Below are 13,134 nucleotides of genomic sequence, written 5' to 3'. Positions count from 1 at the left end.
TCTCGGATGCATCGTGCGGTTAACGCATCCTTTCTAATCATGGTTAATAACTTCTAAACGCAGCCCCTGAAATTGCGGCCCGCATTTCCTTAACCTCTCGCAATCACCAAGCGCACGAACAAAAAAGCCCGGAAAGCCTAGGCTTTCCGGGCCAGTTCAGGTCCGCCGTCTTCTTAAGTTCAGAAGCAATCCTTAAAGAGCGCCTTGGTGTTTTCGAGCGTCATCTTGACCGGATTGCCACCAGCGCTCGGATCCTCGATCGCCATTGCCGAAAGCTCATCGATTCGATCCGGTTTTATCCCCATTGCCGACAGGCTGTCTGGAACACCGAGCTCGGCGCGGAGCTGCAGCACGTAGTCATAGAAGCCGTCGAAACCACCGGAGATTCCGAGATAGGCCGCAGCGCGCGAAATTTTCTCGTCGATTGCCGAGCGGTTAAAGCGCAGCACCGCCGGCATCACGACGGCGTTCGTCATGCCGTGGTGGGTGTTGTAGACCGCACCGATCGGGTGCGACAGCGCGTGGATGGCACCAAGGCCCTTCTGGAAGGCGACCGCCCCCATGGCGGCAGCCGACATCATGTTGGCGCGAGCTTCGAGGTCCGTGCCTTCCTTGTAGGCACGCGGCAGGAACTCCTTGACGAGCCGCATCCCCTCAAGCGCGATGCCTGCTGACATCGGATGATAGAAGGGCGAGGAATAGGCTTCCAGGCAATGCGCGAAAGCGTCCATGCCCGTTCCGGCCGTGATGATCTTCGGCATGCCGACTGTCAGCTCCGGATCGGCGATCACGACGCCGGGCAGGAACTTCGGGTGGAAGATGATCTTCTTCACATGCGTTTCGGAATTGGTGATGACGCTGGCGCGGCCGACTTCCGAGCCGGTGCCTGCCGTCGTCGGCACCGCCACGATCGGCGCGATACCATCGACGCTGGCGCGCGTCCACCAGTCACCTATATCCTCGAAATCCCAGACCGGCCGCGTCTGGCCAGCCATGAACGCCACGCACTTGCCGAGATCGAGGCCCGAACCGCCGCCGAAGGCAACGACGCCGTCGTGGCCGCCATCCTTGAACGCCTTGACGCCAGCCGCAAGGTTCTTGTCGTTCGGGTTCGGATCGACGTCGGCGAAGATGGCGCGGCCGAGGCCGGCGTCTGCGAGAATGTCGAGCGCGGTGTTGGTGATCGCCATGGAGGCGAGGCCACGATCGGTGATCAGCAGCGGCTTCTTCATGCCGAGGCTCTTGCAGGCGTCCGCCAGTTCCTTGATGCGCCCCCGGCCGAGTTTGAAGGCGGTCGGATAGCTCCAGTTGGCTGTGATGTTGCTGCTCATGCTGTGACTTTCTTCAGATGGTAGGATTTCGGACGCGTCAGGTTGTGGAAGCCGATGATGGAGAGAGAACCACCGCGACCGGTTTCCTTGACGCCGGTCCAGCAGAGCGCCGGATCGAGATAGTCTGCGCGGTTCATGAAGACAGTGCCGGTTTCGATCTCGCGACCAAGCCGCCCTGCCCGCTCCGGGTCCTTGGTCCAAAGCGAAGCCGTCAGGCCGTATTGACTGTCGTTCATCAGCGCGATCGCCTCGTCATCGCTCTTCACCTTCATGATGCCGACGGCCGGACCAAAGGTTTCCTCGCGCATGAAGGCCATGGAATGATCGACATTGACGAGGATCTGCGGGGCAAGATAGGCGCCGCCATCGTCCTGTGGAAACAGTGTCGGATCGACCAGCGTCTTGGCACCCTTTGAGACCGCATCGGCAATCTGCTCGCGCACAAGCTTGGCGAAACGCTTGTTCGCCATTGGTCCGAGCGATGTTTCCGGATCCAGCGGATTGCCGAGCTTGTAGTTCGACACCCAGGCGACCGACTTCTCGACGAAGCTGTCATAAAGCGACTCATGCACATAGATGCGCTCGATACCGCAGCAGCACTGCCCGGAATTATAGGTCGCGCCGTCCATCAGCGTGTCAACCGCAGCGTCAAGGTCTGCATCTTCCATGACGTAGCCCGGATCCTTGCCGCCAAGCTCGAGACCGAGGCCGGTAAACGTGCCGGCCGCAGCCCGCTCCATCGAACGACCGCCTTCGACCGAGCCTGTGAAGTTGACGAAATTGAAGCTGCCGGCAGCAATCAGTGCCGACGTCGTGTCGTGATCGAGGAAAACGTTCTGGAAGACGTCTTCGGGAACGCCAGCCTCGACGAAGGCCTGCACCAACCGCTCGCCGACGAGCAGGGTCTGTGACGCATGCTTTAAAACGACCGTGTTGCCCGCCATCAACGCCGGCGCGATCGTGTTGATGGCCGTCATGTAGGGATAGTTCCATGGTGCGACGACGAAGACGACACCATGCGCCTCGCGCTCGATGCGGCGCTCGAACTTGTCGCTCTCTTCGACGACGAGCGGCGCCAGTGCATCGGCCGCGATCGAGGCGACGTAGTTGGAACGCTCGTTGAAGCCCTTGTATTCGCCGCCGTAGCGGATCGGCCGACCCATCTGCCAGGCAAGCTCGGGCACGACGACGTTAGACATTTCATTCAGCCGCGCGACACCTTTCAGCACCAGCTGAACGCGATCTTCCAGCGGCCGCTTCGCCCAGGCCTTCTGCGCCTTGCGCGCACGCCCAACCGCCTCTTTCGCCGCCTCCAGCGAGAGCGCCGGACGCTCGGCGTAGACCGATCCGTCGACCGGTGAAATGCATTGGATCATTCCCATGATCTTCATCCTATTGTTTCTGCGTGCCGAAACCGGCGGACGACGCAAACAATTTCCTTCGGATATGGAAATCGTGTGACAGACGCCTGTCCGGCCTTGGCTATGCCTATTATGCTCTTTCGAAACCGCGCGCCACTTCCCAGTCGGTGATGCGACGATCGTACTCTTCCTGCTCCCACTCGGCAGCACGCGTGTAGTGGTCGATGACGTCGTCACCGAAGGCACTGCGCAGCATCGTCGATTCTGTCATGGCAATCGTGGCTGCACGCAGCGTGCGCGGGATCTCGCGGACACTGCTTGCCCCATAGGCGTCGCCAACGAAAGGCGCCTCCAGCTTCATCTTCTTCTCGATCCCGTCGATGCCGGCGGCAAGCAATGCGGCAAAGGCAAGATAGGGATTGAGGTCGGAGCCGCCGACCCGGCACTCGATACGGATTGCGCGGGTATCGTCGCCGCAAAGGCGATAACCGGCCGTGCGGTTGTCCTTGCTCCAGATCGCCTTCGTCGGCGCAAAGGTGCCCGCCATGAAGCGCTTGTAGGAATTGATGTAAGGCGCGAGGAAATAGGTGATCTCGCTCGCGTGGGAAAGAAGGCCGGCCACGTAGCTGCTCATCAACGGCGACATGCCATATTTGCCTCCCTCATCGTAGAAGAGCGGCGTCTTTCCGTCGGCGCTCCACAAAGACTGATGGATATGCGACGAGCTGCCAGCGGCATTGTAGTGCCACTTTGCCAGGAACGTGATTGCCTTGCCCTTCGACCAGGCGATCTCCTTGCAGCCGTTCTTGATGATGGAATGGCGGTCGGCCATGGTAAGTGCGTCGGCATAGCGAACATTGATTTCTTCCTGGCCGGCCGACGCCTCACCCTTCGAATTTTCGACCGGGATGCCGGCACCCTGAAGACCGGTGCGGATTGCCCGCATGACCTCTTCTTCCTTGGTCGTCTGGAAGATGTGGTAATCTTCGTTGTAGGCGCTGGCGAGCTTCAAGTTGCGATAGCCGGATGCGTGTGCGGATTCGTAGGTCTGGTCGAACAGGAAGAATTCGAGCTCCGAGGCCATGAACGCCTTCATCCCCATGTCTTCCAACCGCTTGACCTGCTTTTTCAGGATCGCGCGCGGTGAGTGCGACACTTCTTCATGCGTGTGGTGGTCGAGAAGGTCGCAGAGCACGAGCGCGGTGCCTTCTAGCCATGGAATACGGCGCAGCGTCGAAAGATCAGGCTTCATCGTATAGTCGCCATAACCCTTTTCCCAGCTCGTCGCCTTGTAGCCGGAGACGGTTTCCATCTCCATGTCGGTGGCAACGAGATAGTTACAGCTATGGGTTTCCTTCCATGCGCTCTCGAGGAAGTATTCAGCCTGAAAGCGCTTGCCCATCAGGCGGCCCTGCATGTCCACCTGGCACGCCAGAACCGTATCGATGCGCCCGTCGGCAACATCCTGCTTGAGATCGTCGAGGGTATAGTTGCTCATATTGAATCCGCCTGAACCTTGAACTGAAACCGGGGCAACGAAAAAGCATGCCGTGAAACGCGCGAGCCGCCCCTGATGCGTTTTCGTTGATCCGGTAAGCGGGGCCGCCATCGCGGCCCCGCAATTGAAGAGGGAAGTCGAAAACCTCAGGCTTCGCCGACGGCCTTTTCGGCAGCCGCAATCTCCGCCTGACGGCGCGCGACTTCTTCGCCGATCGGCGGGCCCTTGAAGCGGCGGCTTTCGAAGCCGAACCATACGATGGCCGTCAGCAAGAGGAAGCCGACTGTCACGAAAAGCGCAGCTTCGTTCGGCGGCTGGATGCCTATGACGAAGATCAGGACCATCGCGATAATCGACAAGACTGCAAACAGCTTGAACATGCCTTCGCCGAGGTTCCACGGCCCCATCTTGTCCCACTTCGAGGTGCCCCACGCGAAGAGACCGAGCGTAATCGGGATCGCGAAGGAGAAGAAGAGGAAAATGACCGTGCACGAGACAACGATCGTGTAAACCGGCGTCTCACCGATCTTCATGAAGTCGAGTGAGGTGAACCAAACGAACAGTACCGATAGGATCGATCCCGTCCAGATGGCCGCGACCGGTGTGCGATGCTTCGGACTGACCTTCGCCAGCGCCTTCGAGGCCGGCAGACCGCCGTCGCGCGAGAAGGCGAAGATCATACGCGAAACCGACGTGACCGTTGCCAGACCACACAGCCACTGGCTGACGAAGATGGCTAGGTAGAGCAGGTCCTTGACGACGGGGTTCACCTGGCTGTCCATGGCCCAGAAAAACACGTTCCAGCCCTGCTTGGCCGCATCGTCCATGTTCGGCAGCATCAGCACGAAGGCGCAAAGCATGATGTAGCCGAAAAGCGCTGACCAAAGGACCGAAGAGACCATGCCGCGCGGCACGGAGTGGGCGGCCTTGACGGTTTCTTCCGAGGTATGGGCCGATGCATCGTAACCGGTAATCGTGTAGATCGGCAGCAAAAGGCCGAGCAGGAAGACCCAGGTGCCCGATGTCGACGGCCAGACGTTGCCGCCCGCTTCGCCTGAGTAGTTGGCGAAGGTGAAAAGGCGGCCGAATTCGTAGGACGGAGCGGCGAGCAAGCACACTGCAGCAAGAGCAATTGCCGTTGCGAAGATGAGATAGCCCGAAAAGTCCGTGAGCTTCGCAGTCAGCCCGATCCCCATGTGATTTACAAGCGCCTGAGCGCCGGTAATGACTACCAGGAAGAGGATGCGAACTGTGGTCGTATCCGTCAGGCCGAAGTAGCTCGTTCCGAAGGAGCCCATGAAGAAGTAATAGGTACCGACGTTGATCGCGCCGAGAACGGTGACGAGGCCGAGTAGGTTGAACCAGGCGGTCAACCAGCCGGTGAAGCGATTGCCGAGGATCGAGCCCCAGTGATAAAGGCCGCCAGCCGTCGGATAGGCCGAGCTGATCTGCGCCATGGCCACGGCGAAAACCAATGACACAAAGCAACCAACCGGCCAGCCGATGCCGATGGCTGCACCGCCCGCACCAGCCGTCGCTTGCGCCAGCGAGTTGATGCCGCCGGAAAGAATGCAGATGATGGAAAACGAGACGGCAAAGTTCGAAAACGAACTCATCCGTCGTTCCAGCTCCTGGGCATAGCCCATGGAGTGCAGGATGTGCGTATCCTGCTTTTTGTCGAGATCCGTGTAGTCGGACATGACTTCCCCCTGTTTAGCGATCAGCCGCGGGATTGCGGACGATCATCCAGTGCCAAAGTGCCCGTGACGTGTTCGCCTACGGGCGGATCGCAGTTAGACTGCTCCCCGGGGTCTTTTTCTTCGTTGTCAGGCGTCCAGGCTTTGCCTGAGAAGCCCCGTCAGATAGTCGACCATGACCCCTTGACCGACTTCGTCTGAGATAAGGTCGTTGCGGACCTCGATCATTACATTGCGCAGCCCATTGGACAGCCCATGCAAGATCAGCGTGTGGGTCACGCCGTCCGCCGGGCCATAGGGCTCGTTGCGTTCGATTTTGTAGAGAGGCAAGCCGGTCGATGCGGCGTTCAACACGCTGTCGGCAAAGCGGCTGTCTTCATCATGCAGTATCCCGATTTCCACGGCCCGCGTCTTGCCATGGTACACCGGAGTGAAGCTGTGGACCGTCGCGATCACCGTCTCCTGCCCCCTCGCCTTGCGATCGCGAATCACTGCGCGAATGGCGTCGTGGAAAGGAATATACAGTGCTTCGGTGCGCGCAAGGCGTTCTTCCGCACTGAGGTGCGCGTTGCCCGGTATGTCGTAGACTTCGCTTCTTTCGGGCATGGCGCCCGGAGACTCGGGCGGCCTGTTGCAGTCGTAGATCAATCGCGAAAATCGCTGATAGACGAGCGTGGCATCGATCGCTTGCGAGATCCCGCGGGCAACGGCCAGCGCGCCGGGATCCCAAGCGATGTGGCTCTTCAAGGCGTCGTCGGACAGGCCAAGCGTGCCGTAGCGCTCCGGCAGCAGCCGGGAAGCGTGCTCACAGATCAAAAGCAGCGGGCTCTTGCCGTTCGGCCGCTCGACCGAAGCACACTCGCCTTCCGCTTCGCTTAGGACCTTGAACTGAGCAGGCACCACTGCCGCACCATCCTGATCATTAATAAAAAATGTAGAAGAAAAGAATTCTTCAGCTTTCAACAGCTGTCAAGCGCGGCCTGAAAATTTCTTTTCATGACAGCAGTTGACATGGATTGTGACAAGGTTGTTAACTTTGCCTGGGAAAGTGGCACAAGACCAATCCCGGGGAGCAAGATCGCGTGACCGCTGCGTCGAAAACAGTTTCGGACGTAATCCATTCGCGTTTTGGCACGCTTACGCGGGCCGAGAAGCAATTGGCCGAGAGCCTCTTGGACAACTACCCTGTCTCCGGACTGGGCAGCATCACGACGATTGCGGAGAATGCCGGCGTATCGACGCCGACGGTTGTTCGCATGGTCCAGAAGCTGGGCTACAAGGGCTATCCGGACTTTCAGGCGCACCTCCACCAGGAGGTCGAGGCGACGATTTCGAACCCCATCACCAAGCACGACCGCTGGGCCTCCAACGCGCCGGGCACACATATTCTCAACCGCTTCGCCGATGCGATCATGGGCAATCTGCGTCAGACGCTGAGCGCGCTCGACACGGCGACGTTCGACAGCGTCGCCTCGCTCCTATCCGATCGCAAGCGCGGCCTGTATTTTGTGGGCGGACGCATTACCGGCGCGCTGGCCGAATATTTCTTTACTCATATGCAGGTCATTCGGCCGAATACCGCGCTGCTCTCCTCCAATTCCAGCAGCTGGCCGCAATACCTGCTCAACATCAACCCCGGCGACCTTTTGGTTATTTTCGATATCCGCCGCTACGAACAGGAAATGGTCAGCCTGGCGACCGCCGCCCGCAAGAGCGGGGCAGAGATCGTCGTTTTTACTGATCAGTGGGGCTCGCCAGCCGCCAAGCTCGCACGCCACACTTTTCGTGTGCAGATCGAGGCGCCATCGGCCTGGGACTCGTCCGTCGTCACTCTCTTCATCGTCGAAGCGCTGATCGAGGCCGTTCAGAGCTCGACCTGGGATGACACGAAAGAACGCATGAAAACCTTGGAAGGCCTGTTCGAACAAACCAGGCTCTTCCGCAAACTTAGTTAGGAGGGAAAATCCGACAGAGAGATGACGAAAGCAAGCATCGTGGCGCAAATGAAACATCGCCGCCAACTGCCTGCTATACAAAGAAAAAGAAGGTCACCAAACTGTCACTAAAGCTTCACGTAACGTCAGTAACAGCATCGCCGGAACACTGAAAACCCGAAGGAGAACAACAGTGATCTCTAATATTTCAAAAATGCTTTCGCTTTCTACTGCAATTGTTGTTGCCTCGACTGCAATTGCAGCCGCCGAACCCAGCGCTGACCTTATCGCTGCCGCCAAGAAGGAAGGCACGCTGACGACGATCGCGCTTCCGCACGACTGGTGCGGCTACGGCGACGTCATTGCCGGCTTCAAGGCAAAGTACGGCCTTGAAGTCAACGAACTGAACCCCGACGCCGGTTCGGGTGACGAAATCGAAGCCATCAAGGCCAACAAGGGCAACACCGGCCCGCAGGCTCCCGACGTGATCGACGTCGGTCTCTCCTTCGGTCCGTCGGCAAAAGCAGACGGCCTGATCCAGCCCTACAAGGTCTCGACCTGGGATTCCATTCCGGCCAGCGCCAAGGATGCCGACGGCTTCTGGTACGGCGACTACTATGGCGTTCTCTCCTTCGTCGTGAATACCGACATCGTCAAGCAAGTCCCGAAGGACTGGGCGGACCTGAAGAAGTCGGACTATGCCAACAGCATTGCACTCGCCGGTGATCCCCGCGCGTCGAACCAGGCCGTACAGGCCGTTTATGCCGCTGGCATCGCATCCGGTGAGAAGGATGCGACCAAGGCTGGTGAGGCCGGTCTTGCATACTTCGCCGAGCTCAACAAGGCCGGCAACCTCGTTCCGGTCATCGGCAAGTCCGCCTCGCTCGCTCAGGGCTCCACCCCGATCGTCGTCGCATGGGACTATAACGGCCTGTCCTGGCGCGATACGCTGAAGGGCAACCCGCCGGCTGAAGTCGTCGTTCCGGCATCGGGCGTCGTCGCTGGCGTTTACGTCCAGGCGATCTCGGCCTTTGCTCCGCATCCGAACGCTGCCAAGCTCTGGATGGAATATCTCTATTCGGACGAAGGTCAGCTTGGCTGGCTGAAGGGTTATTGCCACCCGATCCGCTTCAACGATCTGGCGAAGAACAAGAAGGTCCCGCAGGCACTCCTCGACAAGCTGCCGCCGGCTGCTGCCTATGAGAAGGCCGTGTTCCCGACCCTCGAGGAACAGGCTGCAGGCAAGGCCGCTATCACCACCAAGTGGGACAGCGTTGTCGGCGCCAACGTCAAGTAAGGTCTGACGCTGAACCTCTCCGCCCCCGGTGGCGGAGGGGTTTCCTCTTCGTTGCCCCGATAAGGCTGTCGTTTATGAGCACCGTTTCAACATCCTTCGCCACGCCCACCCCCATCATAAACCGCGACAGGGTCGTAGATTGGCTCGGCATCGCGCCGTTCATGATCTTTGCTGCGATGTTCCTCATCATACCGACGCTCTATCTGGTCGCAGGCGCATTCCTTACTCCGGATGGCGACCTGACCCTCAAGAACATTGCCGACCTGTTCACGCCGTCGATCCTCAGCGCCTACTGGATCAGTATCCGTGTGTCCGTGGCGTCGGCCCTTGGCGGAGCGCTGATCGGCTTCTTTCTCGCCTGGGCGGTCGTGCTCGGCGGCCTGCCGAACTGGGTTCGTTCGGGTCTTCTGACCTTTTCCGGTGTTGCATCGAATTTTGCGGGCGTGCCGCTCGCCTTCGCCTTCCTCGCCACGCTCGGGCGCACCGGCCTTGTCACCGTTCTGCTGCGCGACTGGTTTGGTTTCAATCTCTATTCTACCGGCTTCAATCTGCTGAGCTTTTTCGGGCTTACCCTCACCTACATGTACTTCCAGATCCCGTTGATGGTGCTGATCCTGACGCCGGCGCTCGACGGCATGAAGAAGGAGTGGAAGGAAGCCGCGCTGATCCTTGGTGCGACCAATGGCCAGTACTGGCGCATGGTCGCCTTCCCGATCCTCTGGCCGAGCCTGATGGGCACAACGCTCCTTCTCTTTGCGAACGCCTTCGGCGCAATTGCCACCGCCTATGCGTTGACGGGCAGCTCTCTCAACATCGTGCCGATCCTGCTCTATGCGCAGATCCGCGGCGACGTTCTTCACAACGCCAACCTCGGTTACGCTCTCGCCCTCGGCATGATCGTCATCACCGGCCTGTCAAACCTCCTTTACATCCTGCTGCGCATGCGCGCTGAACGGTGGCAAAAATGAAGACATCACGCCTTGGAGCCTGGATTGCCATCGCAATCGGCGCGATCTACTTCGTCCTGCCTCTCATCGCCACCATCGAGTTCTCGCTGCGCATGCGACGCGGCGCCTACAGCTTCGATGCTTACGCTTCGGTTTTCTCCGATGCGCAGTTCCGCGCAACCTTCGGCTATTCGATGCTGATGGCGCTGCTGACGATCGTGTTCGGCATGCTGCTCGTGGTGCCGACTGCCTACTGGGTGCGTCTGCGCCTGCCGCAGATCCGCCCGGTCGTCGAGTTCATCACCTTGCTGCCGCTCGTCATCCCGGCGATCGTGATCGTCTTCGGCTACCTCAGAATGTACAACTCGTCCTCGATCCTGCCGCTGACGGGCTCGACGACCGGTACCAACATCCTGCTCGTCCTTTCCTACATGACGCTGTCCTTGCCCTACATGTACCGCGCCGTCGACACTGCCATGCGCGCGATCGACGTGCGCACCCTGACGGAGGCAGCTGAAAGCCTCGGCGCCAGCTGGACGACAATCCTGTTCAAGTGCATCTTCCCGAACGTCATGAGCGGCGTTCTTTCTGGCTCATTCATCACGCTTGCGATCGTCATGGGCGAATTCACCATGGCCGCCCTCCTCAACCGTCCCGCTTTCGGTCCCTACCTGCAGCTGGTCGGCGCAAATCGCGCCTACGAGCCGTCGGCGCTGGCCGTCATTGCCTTCTCGATTACCTGGCTCAGTATGGGCCTGCTGCAACTCGTCTCCCGCTTCCACAAAGCCGCTCCGGCCAAGTCGTAAGGTATCCGGTTTCCATGGCCTTTCTCGAACTTTCAAACCTCAAGAAATCCTTCGGCGCAACCCAGGTCGTGCATGACTTCAACATGCAGATCGAGAAGGGTGAATTCATCTCGTTCCTTGGCCCTTCGGGCTGCGGCAAGACGACGGTCCTGCGCATGATCGCAGGCTTCGAAGCGCCCTCGGCCGGTCGCATCGCCATCGGCGGCAAGGAGCAAAACAATCTGAAGCCCAACAAGCGCAACATCGGGATGGTCTTTCAGGCCTATGCGCTTTTTCCGAACATGACGGTTCGCGACAACGTCGCCTTCGGCCTCAAAGTCGCCGGTGAGCAGGCGACGGAAATCGATCAGCGCGTCAAGGAAATGCTCGGGCTCATCAAGCTCGATCATCTCGCCGACCGCTATCCCTACCAACTCTCCGGTGGCCAGCAGCAGCGTGTTGCCCTTGCGCGCGCGCTTGCGGTGCGCCCGCAGGTCCTGCTGCTCGATGAGCCGCTGTCTGCCCTTGACGCCAAGATCCGCGTGTCGTTGCGCGAAGAAATCCGCGCCATTCAGCAGAAGCTCGGCATTACGACGGTCTTCGTGACGCACGACCAGGAAGAGGCTCTGTCGATCTCCGACCGCATTGTCGTCATGAACGCCGGCCGCGCCGATCAGATCGGCACGCCGTTCGAAATCTACAACACGCCGGCCACCCGCTTCGTCGCCTCCTTCGTCGGCACCCTCAACATGATCGAGGCGAAGATCGTCGATCCCTCGGCCAACCGTATCCAGATCGGCGATCAGGGCGTCACGCTGAAGCAGTCCGTCGCCGCCTTCAAGGCAGGCGATACGGTCTCGCTGGCGCTGCGCCCGGAAGCCGGATCGTTGGCCGAGAGCGCGCCGTGCGACACCAAGCTGACCGGTCAGGTCGTCTCCGCGCACTTCCTCGGCTCGGTCATCCGCACCCGCATGAACGTCGGCGGCAACGTCATTTCCTTCGACATGTTCAACAGCCCCGGGGTCACGCCGCCACAAGCCGGAGAAACCGTAACGCTCCGTTTCATGGCAGCCGACCTGCTCGTCATTCGCGACTGATCGGACCGGCCCCTTGCTGTAAGAATAGCAAAGCGAAAGCCCCGCTCGGATGGTGGGGCCTAACGGCTTGCGGTCGGCCCAAAACACGAGGCGATCTTTGAGATTCGCTTGTCGCGCTTTCGTTCATTTTATTTACGCATGCTTAGGCCGAAACCGGTTCCCGCTTTAGGGAGACATGCTTTGGCGGATCGCCTGGTCATTGGCATCGAACCGATGCATGTGAGCCGCATCAGGCGTCGCATAGACGATCTCGTCGGGCTCGTACTTATGCTCGCCGAAGAGGCGTGCGGTGATGAGGCCGCATTGCTCGGATTCCAGATAGATGATCGTGTCGGCCCCGAGATGCTCGACATGAACGACCTTTGCCCGCCAGGTCCCCTGCTCGCGCGAAAGGGTCAGATGCTCCGGTCGCACGCCAATGGTCTTTGCGCCGGCATCGGCAACCTTGTCGCCCGGAATGAAGTTCATCATCGGCGAACCGATGAAACCGGCGACGAAGATGTTTGCGGGACGGTTGTAGAGTTCCATCGGCGAGCCGACCTGTTCGATCGCACCGGCATTCAGCACAACGATCTTGTCGGCGAGCGTCATCGCCTCGACCTGGTCGTGGGTAACGTAGATCATGGTCGCCTTGAGGCTGCGGTGCAGGCGCGCGATCTCGAGACGGGTCTGGACGCGCAGGGCCGCGTCGAGGTTGGACAGCGGCTCGTCGAAAAGGAAGAGCGCGGGCTCGCGCACGATTGCCCGGCCGATGGCGACACGCTGGCGCTGGCCACCGGATAGCTCCGCCGGGCGCCGGGCCAGATAGGGCTCCAGCGACAGCATCGAGGATGCCTTGGTCACCCGCCTGTCGATCTCGTCCTTCGGCGTGCCGGCCTGTTTGAGCCCGAGGCCCATATTGTCCTTGACCGTCAGATGCGGATAGAGCGCGTAGGATTGGAATACCATCGCAATACCGCGCTTGGCGGGGGGCGTCAGCGTCTCATCCTTGCCGTTGATGAGAACGGCGCCCGACGTGACGTCCTCCAGCCCGGCAATGCTGCGCAGAAGGGTTGACTTGCCGCAGCCGGAAGGTCCGACGAAAATGACGAACTCGCCGTCCTTGACCTCCAGGTCGATGCCCTTCAGCACCTCATGCGTGCCGTAGGCCTTGCGGATGGATTTGAGTTGAAGCGATCCCACTAGTC

11 protein-coding genes are annotated in these 13,134 nt (G+C 59.9%); 5 read left to right on the top strand and 6 right to left on the bottom strand.

The window, feature by feature from the left end:
* Window positions 1-179: 179 nt before the first annotated feature.
* The 5 genes from BN77_RS18555 to BN77_RS18535 form a co-directional block, all read right to left on the bottom strand.
* Window positions 180-1,331 (bottom strand): iron-containing alcohol dehydrogenase, encoded by a 1,152-nt coding sequence (locus tag BN77_RS18555; protein WP_007534696.1) that lies wholly within the window; start codon window positions 1,329-1,331, stop codon window positions 180-182.
* Window positions 1,328-2,713 (bottom strand): aldehyde dehydrogenase family protein, encoded by a 1,386-nt coding sequence (locus BN77_RS18550; protein ID WP_007534693.1) that lies wholly within the window; start codon window positions 2,711-2,713, stop codon window positions 1,328-1,330. Before BN77_RS18550 ends, BN77_RS18555 begins: the two co-directional genes overlap by 4 nt.
* A 109-nt stretch (window positions 2,714-2,822) precedes the next feature.
* Window positions 2,823-4,190, bottom strand: coding sequence for a glutamine synthetase family protein (locus BN77_RS18545; protein ID WP_007534692.1), 1,368 nt, complete (start codon window positions 4,188-4,190; stop codon window positions 2,823-2,825).
* Between the two features lie 146 nt (window positions 4,191-4,336).
* Window positions 4,337-5,890 carry an amino acid permease gene (locus BN77_RS18540; RefSeq protein ID WP_007534691.1) on the bottom strand — a complete coding sequence of 518 codons (1,554 nt, stop codon included), beginning with the start codon at window positions 5,888-5,890 and terminating at the stop codon, window positions 4,337-4,339.
* Between the two features lie 126 nt (window positions 5,891-6,016).
* The gene (locus BN77_RS18535; protein ID WP_007534690.1) at window positions 6,017-6,790 is read right to left on the bottom strand and encodes an N-formylglutamate amidohydrolase; all 774 of its coding nucleotides are present in this window, start codon (window positions 6,788-6,790) and stop codon (window positions 6,017-6,019) included.
* Window positions 6,791-6,969: 179 nt separating this feature from the next.
* Here BN77_RS18535 and BN77_RS18530 point away from each other — a divergent pair, with 179 nt between their 5' ends.
* The 5 genes from BN77_RS18530 (at window position 6,970) to BN77_RS18510 (ending at window position 11,947) form a co-directional block, all read left to right on the top strand.
* The gene (locus tag BN77_RS18530; protein WP_007534689.1) at window positions 6,970-7,842 is read left to right on the top strand and encodes a MurR/RpiR family transcriptional regulator; all 873 of its coding nucleotides are present in this window, start codon (window positions 6,970-6,972) and stop codon (window positions 7,840-7,842) included.
* 193 nt (window positions 7,843-8,035) lie between these two features.
* Window positions 8,036-9,118, top strand: a complete 1,083-nt coding sequence (locus BN77_RS18525) for an ABC transporter substrate-binding protein (RefSeq protein ID WP_425280242.1) — start codon at window positions 8,036-8,038, stop codon at window positions 9,116-9,118.
* Between the two features lie 74 nt (window positions 9,119-9,192).
* Window positions 9,193-10,086 carry an ABC transporter permease gene (locus tag BN77_RS18520; RefSeq protein WP_007534687.1) on the top strand — a complete coding sequence of 298 codons (894 nt, stop codon included), beginning with the start codon at window positions 9,193-9,195 and terminating at the stop codon, window positions 10,084-10,086.
* Window positions 10,083-10,871 (top strand): ABC transporter permease, encoded by a 789-nt coding sequence (locus BN77_RS18515; protein ID WP_007534685.1) that lies wholly within the window; start codon window positions 10,083-10,085, stop codon window positions 10,869-10,871. Before BN77_RS18520 ends, BN77_RS18515 begins: the two co-directional genes overlap by 4 nt.
* Before the next feature lie 14 nt (window positions 10,872-10,885).
* A complete protein-coding gene (locus BN77_RS18510; protein WP_007534683.1) occupies window positions 10,886-11,947 on the top strand; it encodes an ABC transporter ATP-binding protein in 1,062 nt (353 codons plus the stop codon).
* A gap of 165 nt (window positions 11,948-12,112) precedes the next feature.
* Here the strand turns inward: BN77_RS18510 and BN77_RS18505 are convergent, their stop codons facing one another.
* The gene (locus tag BN77_RS18505; RefSeq protein ID WP_007534681.1) at window positions 12,113-13,129 is read right to left on the bottom strand and encodes an ABC transporter ATP-binding protein; all 1,017 of its coding nucleotides are present in this window, start codon (window positions 13,127-13,129) and stop codon (window positions 12,113-12,115) included.
* Window positions 13,130-13,134: the final 5 nt, after the last annotated feature.

The sequence above is a fragment of the Rhizobium mesoamericanum STM3625 genome (assembly GCF_000312665.1).
In the GTDB taxonomy this organism is placed as follows: Bacteria; Pseudomonadota; Alphaproteobacteria; order Rhizobiales; family Rhizobiaceae; genus Rhizobium; species Rhizobium mesoamericanum.
The sequence above is the reverse complement of the archived record's forward strand: the minus strand, read 5'-3'. Positions and strand labels throughout refer to the sequence as shown.

Coding starts and splice junctions, on each gene's coding strand:
- BN77_RS18550 (WP_007534693.1), bottom strand. CDS start 2,713: ATGGGAATGATCCAATGCATTTCACCGGTCGACGGATCGGTCTACGCC.
- BN77_RS18545 (WP_007534692.1), bottom strand. CDS start 4,190: ATGAGCAACTATACCCTCGACGATCTCAAGCAGGATGTTGCCGACGGG.
- BN77_RS18510 (WP_007534683.1), top strand. CDS start 10,886: ATGGCCTTTCTCGAACTTTCAAACCTCAAGAAATCCTTCGGCGCAACC.
- BN77_RS18525 (WP_425280242.1), top strand. CDS start 8,036: ATGCTTTCGCTTTCTACTGCAATTGTTGTTGCCTCGACTGCAATTGCA.
- BN77_RS18555 (WP_007534696.1), bottom strand. CDS start 1,331: ATGAGCAGCAACATCACAGCCAACTGGAGCTATCCGACCGCCTTCAAA.
- BN77_RS18520 (WP_007534687.1), top strand. CDS start 9,193: ATGAGCACCGTTTCAACATCCTTCGCCACGCCCACCCCCATCATAAAC.
- BN77_RS18515 (WP_007534685.1), top strand. CDS start 10,083: ATGAAGACATCACGCCTTGGAGCCTGGATTGCCATCGCAATCGGCGCG.
- BN77_RS18540 (WP_007534691.1), bottom strand. CDS start 5,890: ATGTCCGACTACACGGATCTCGACAAAAAGCAGGATACGCACATCCTG.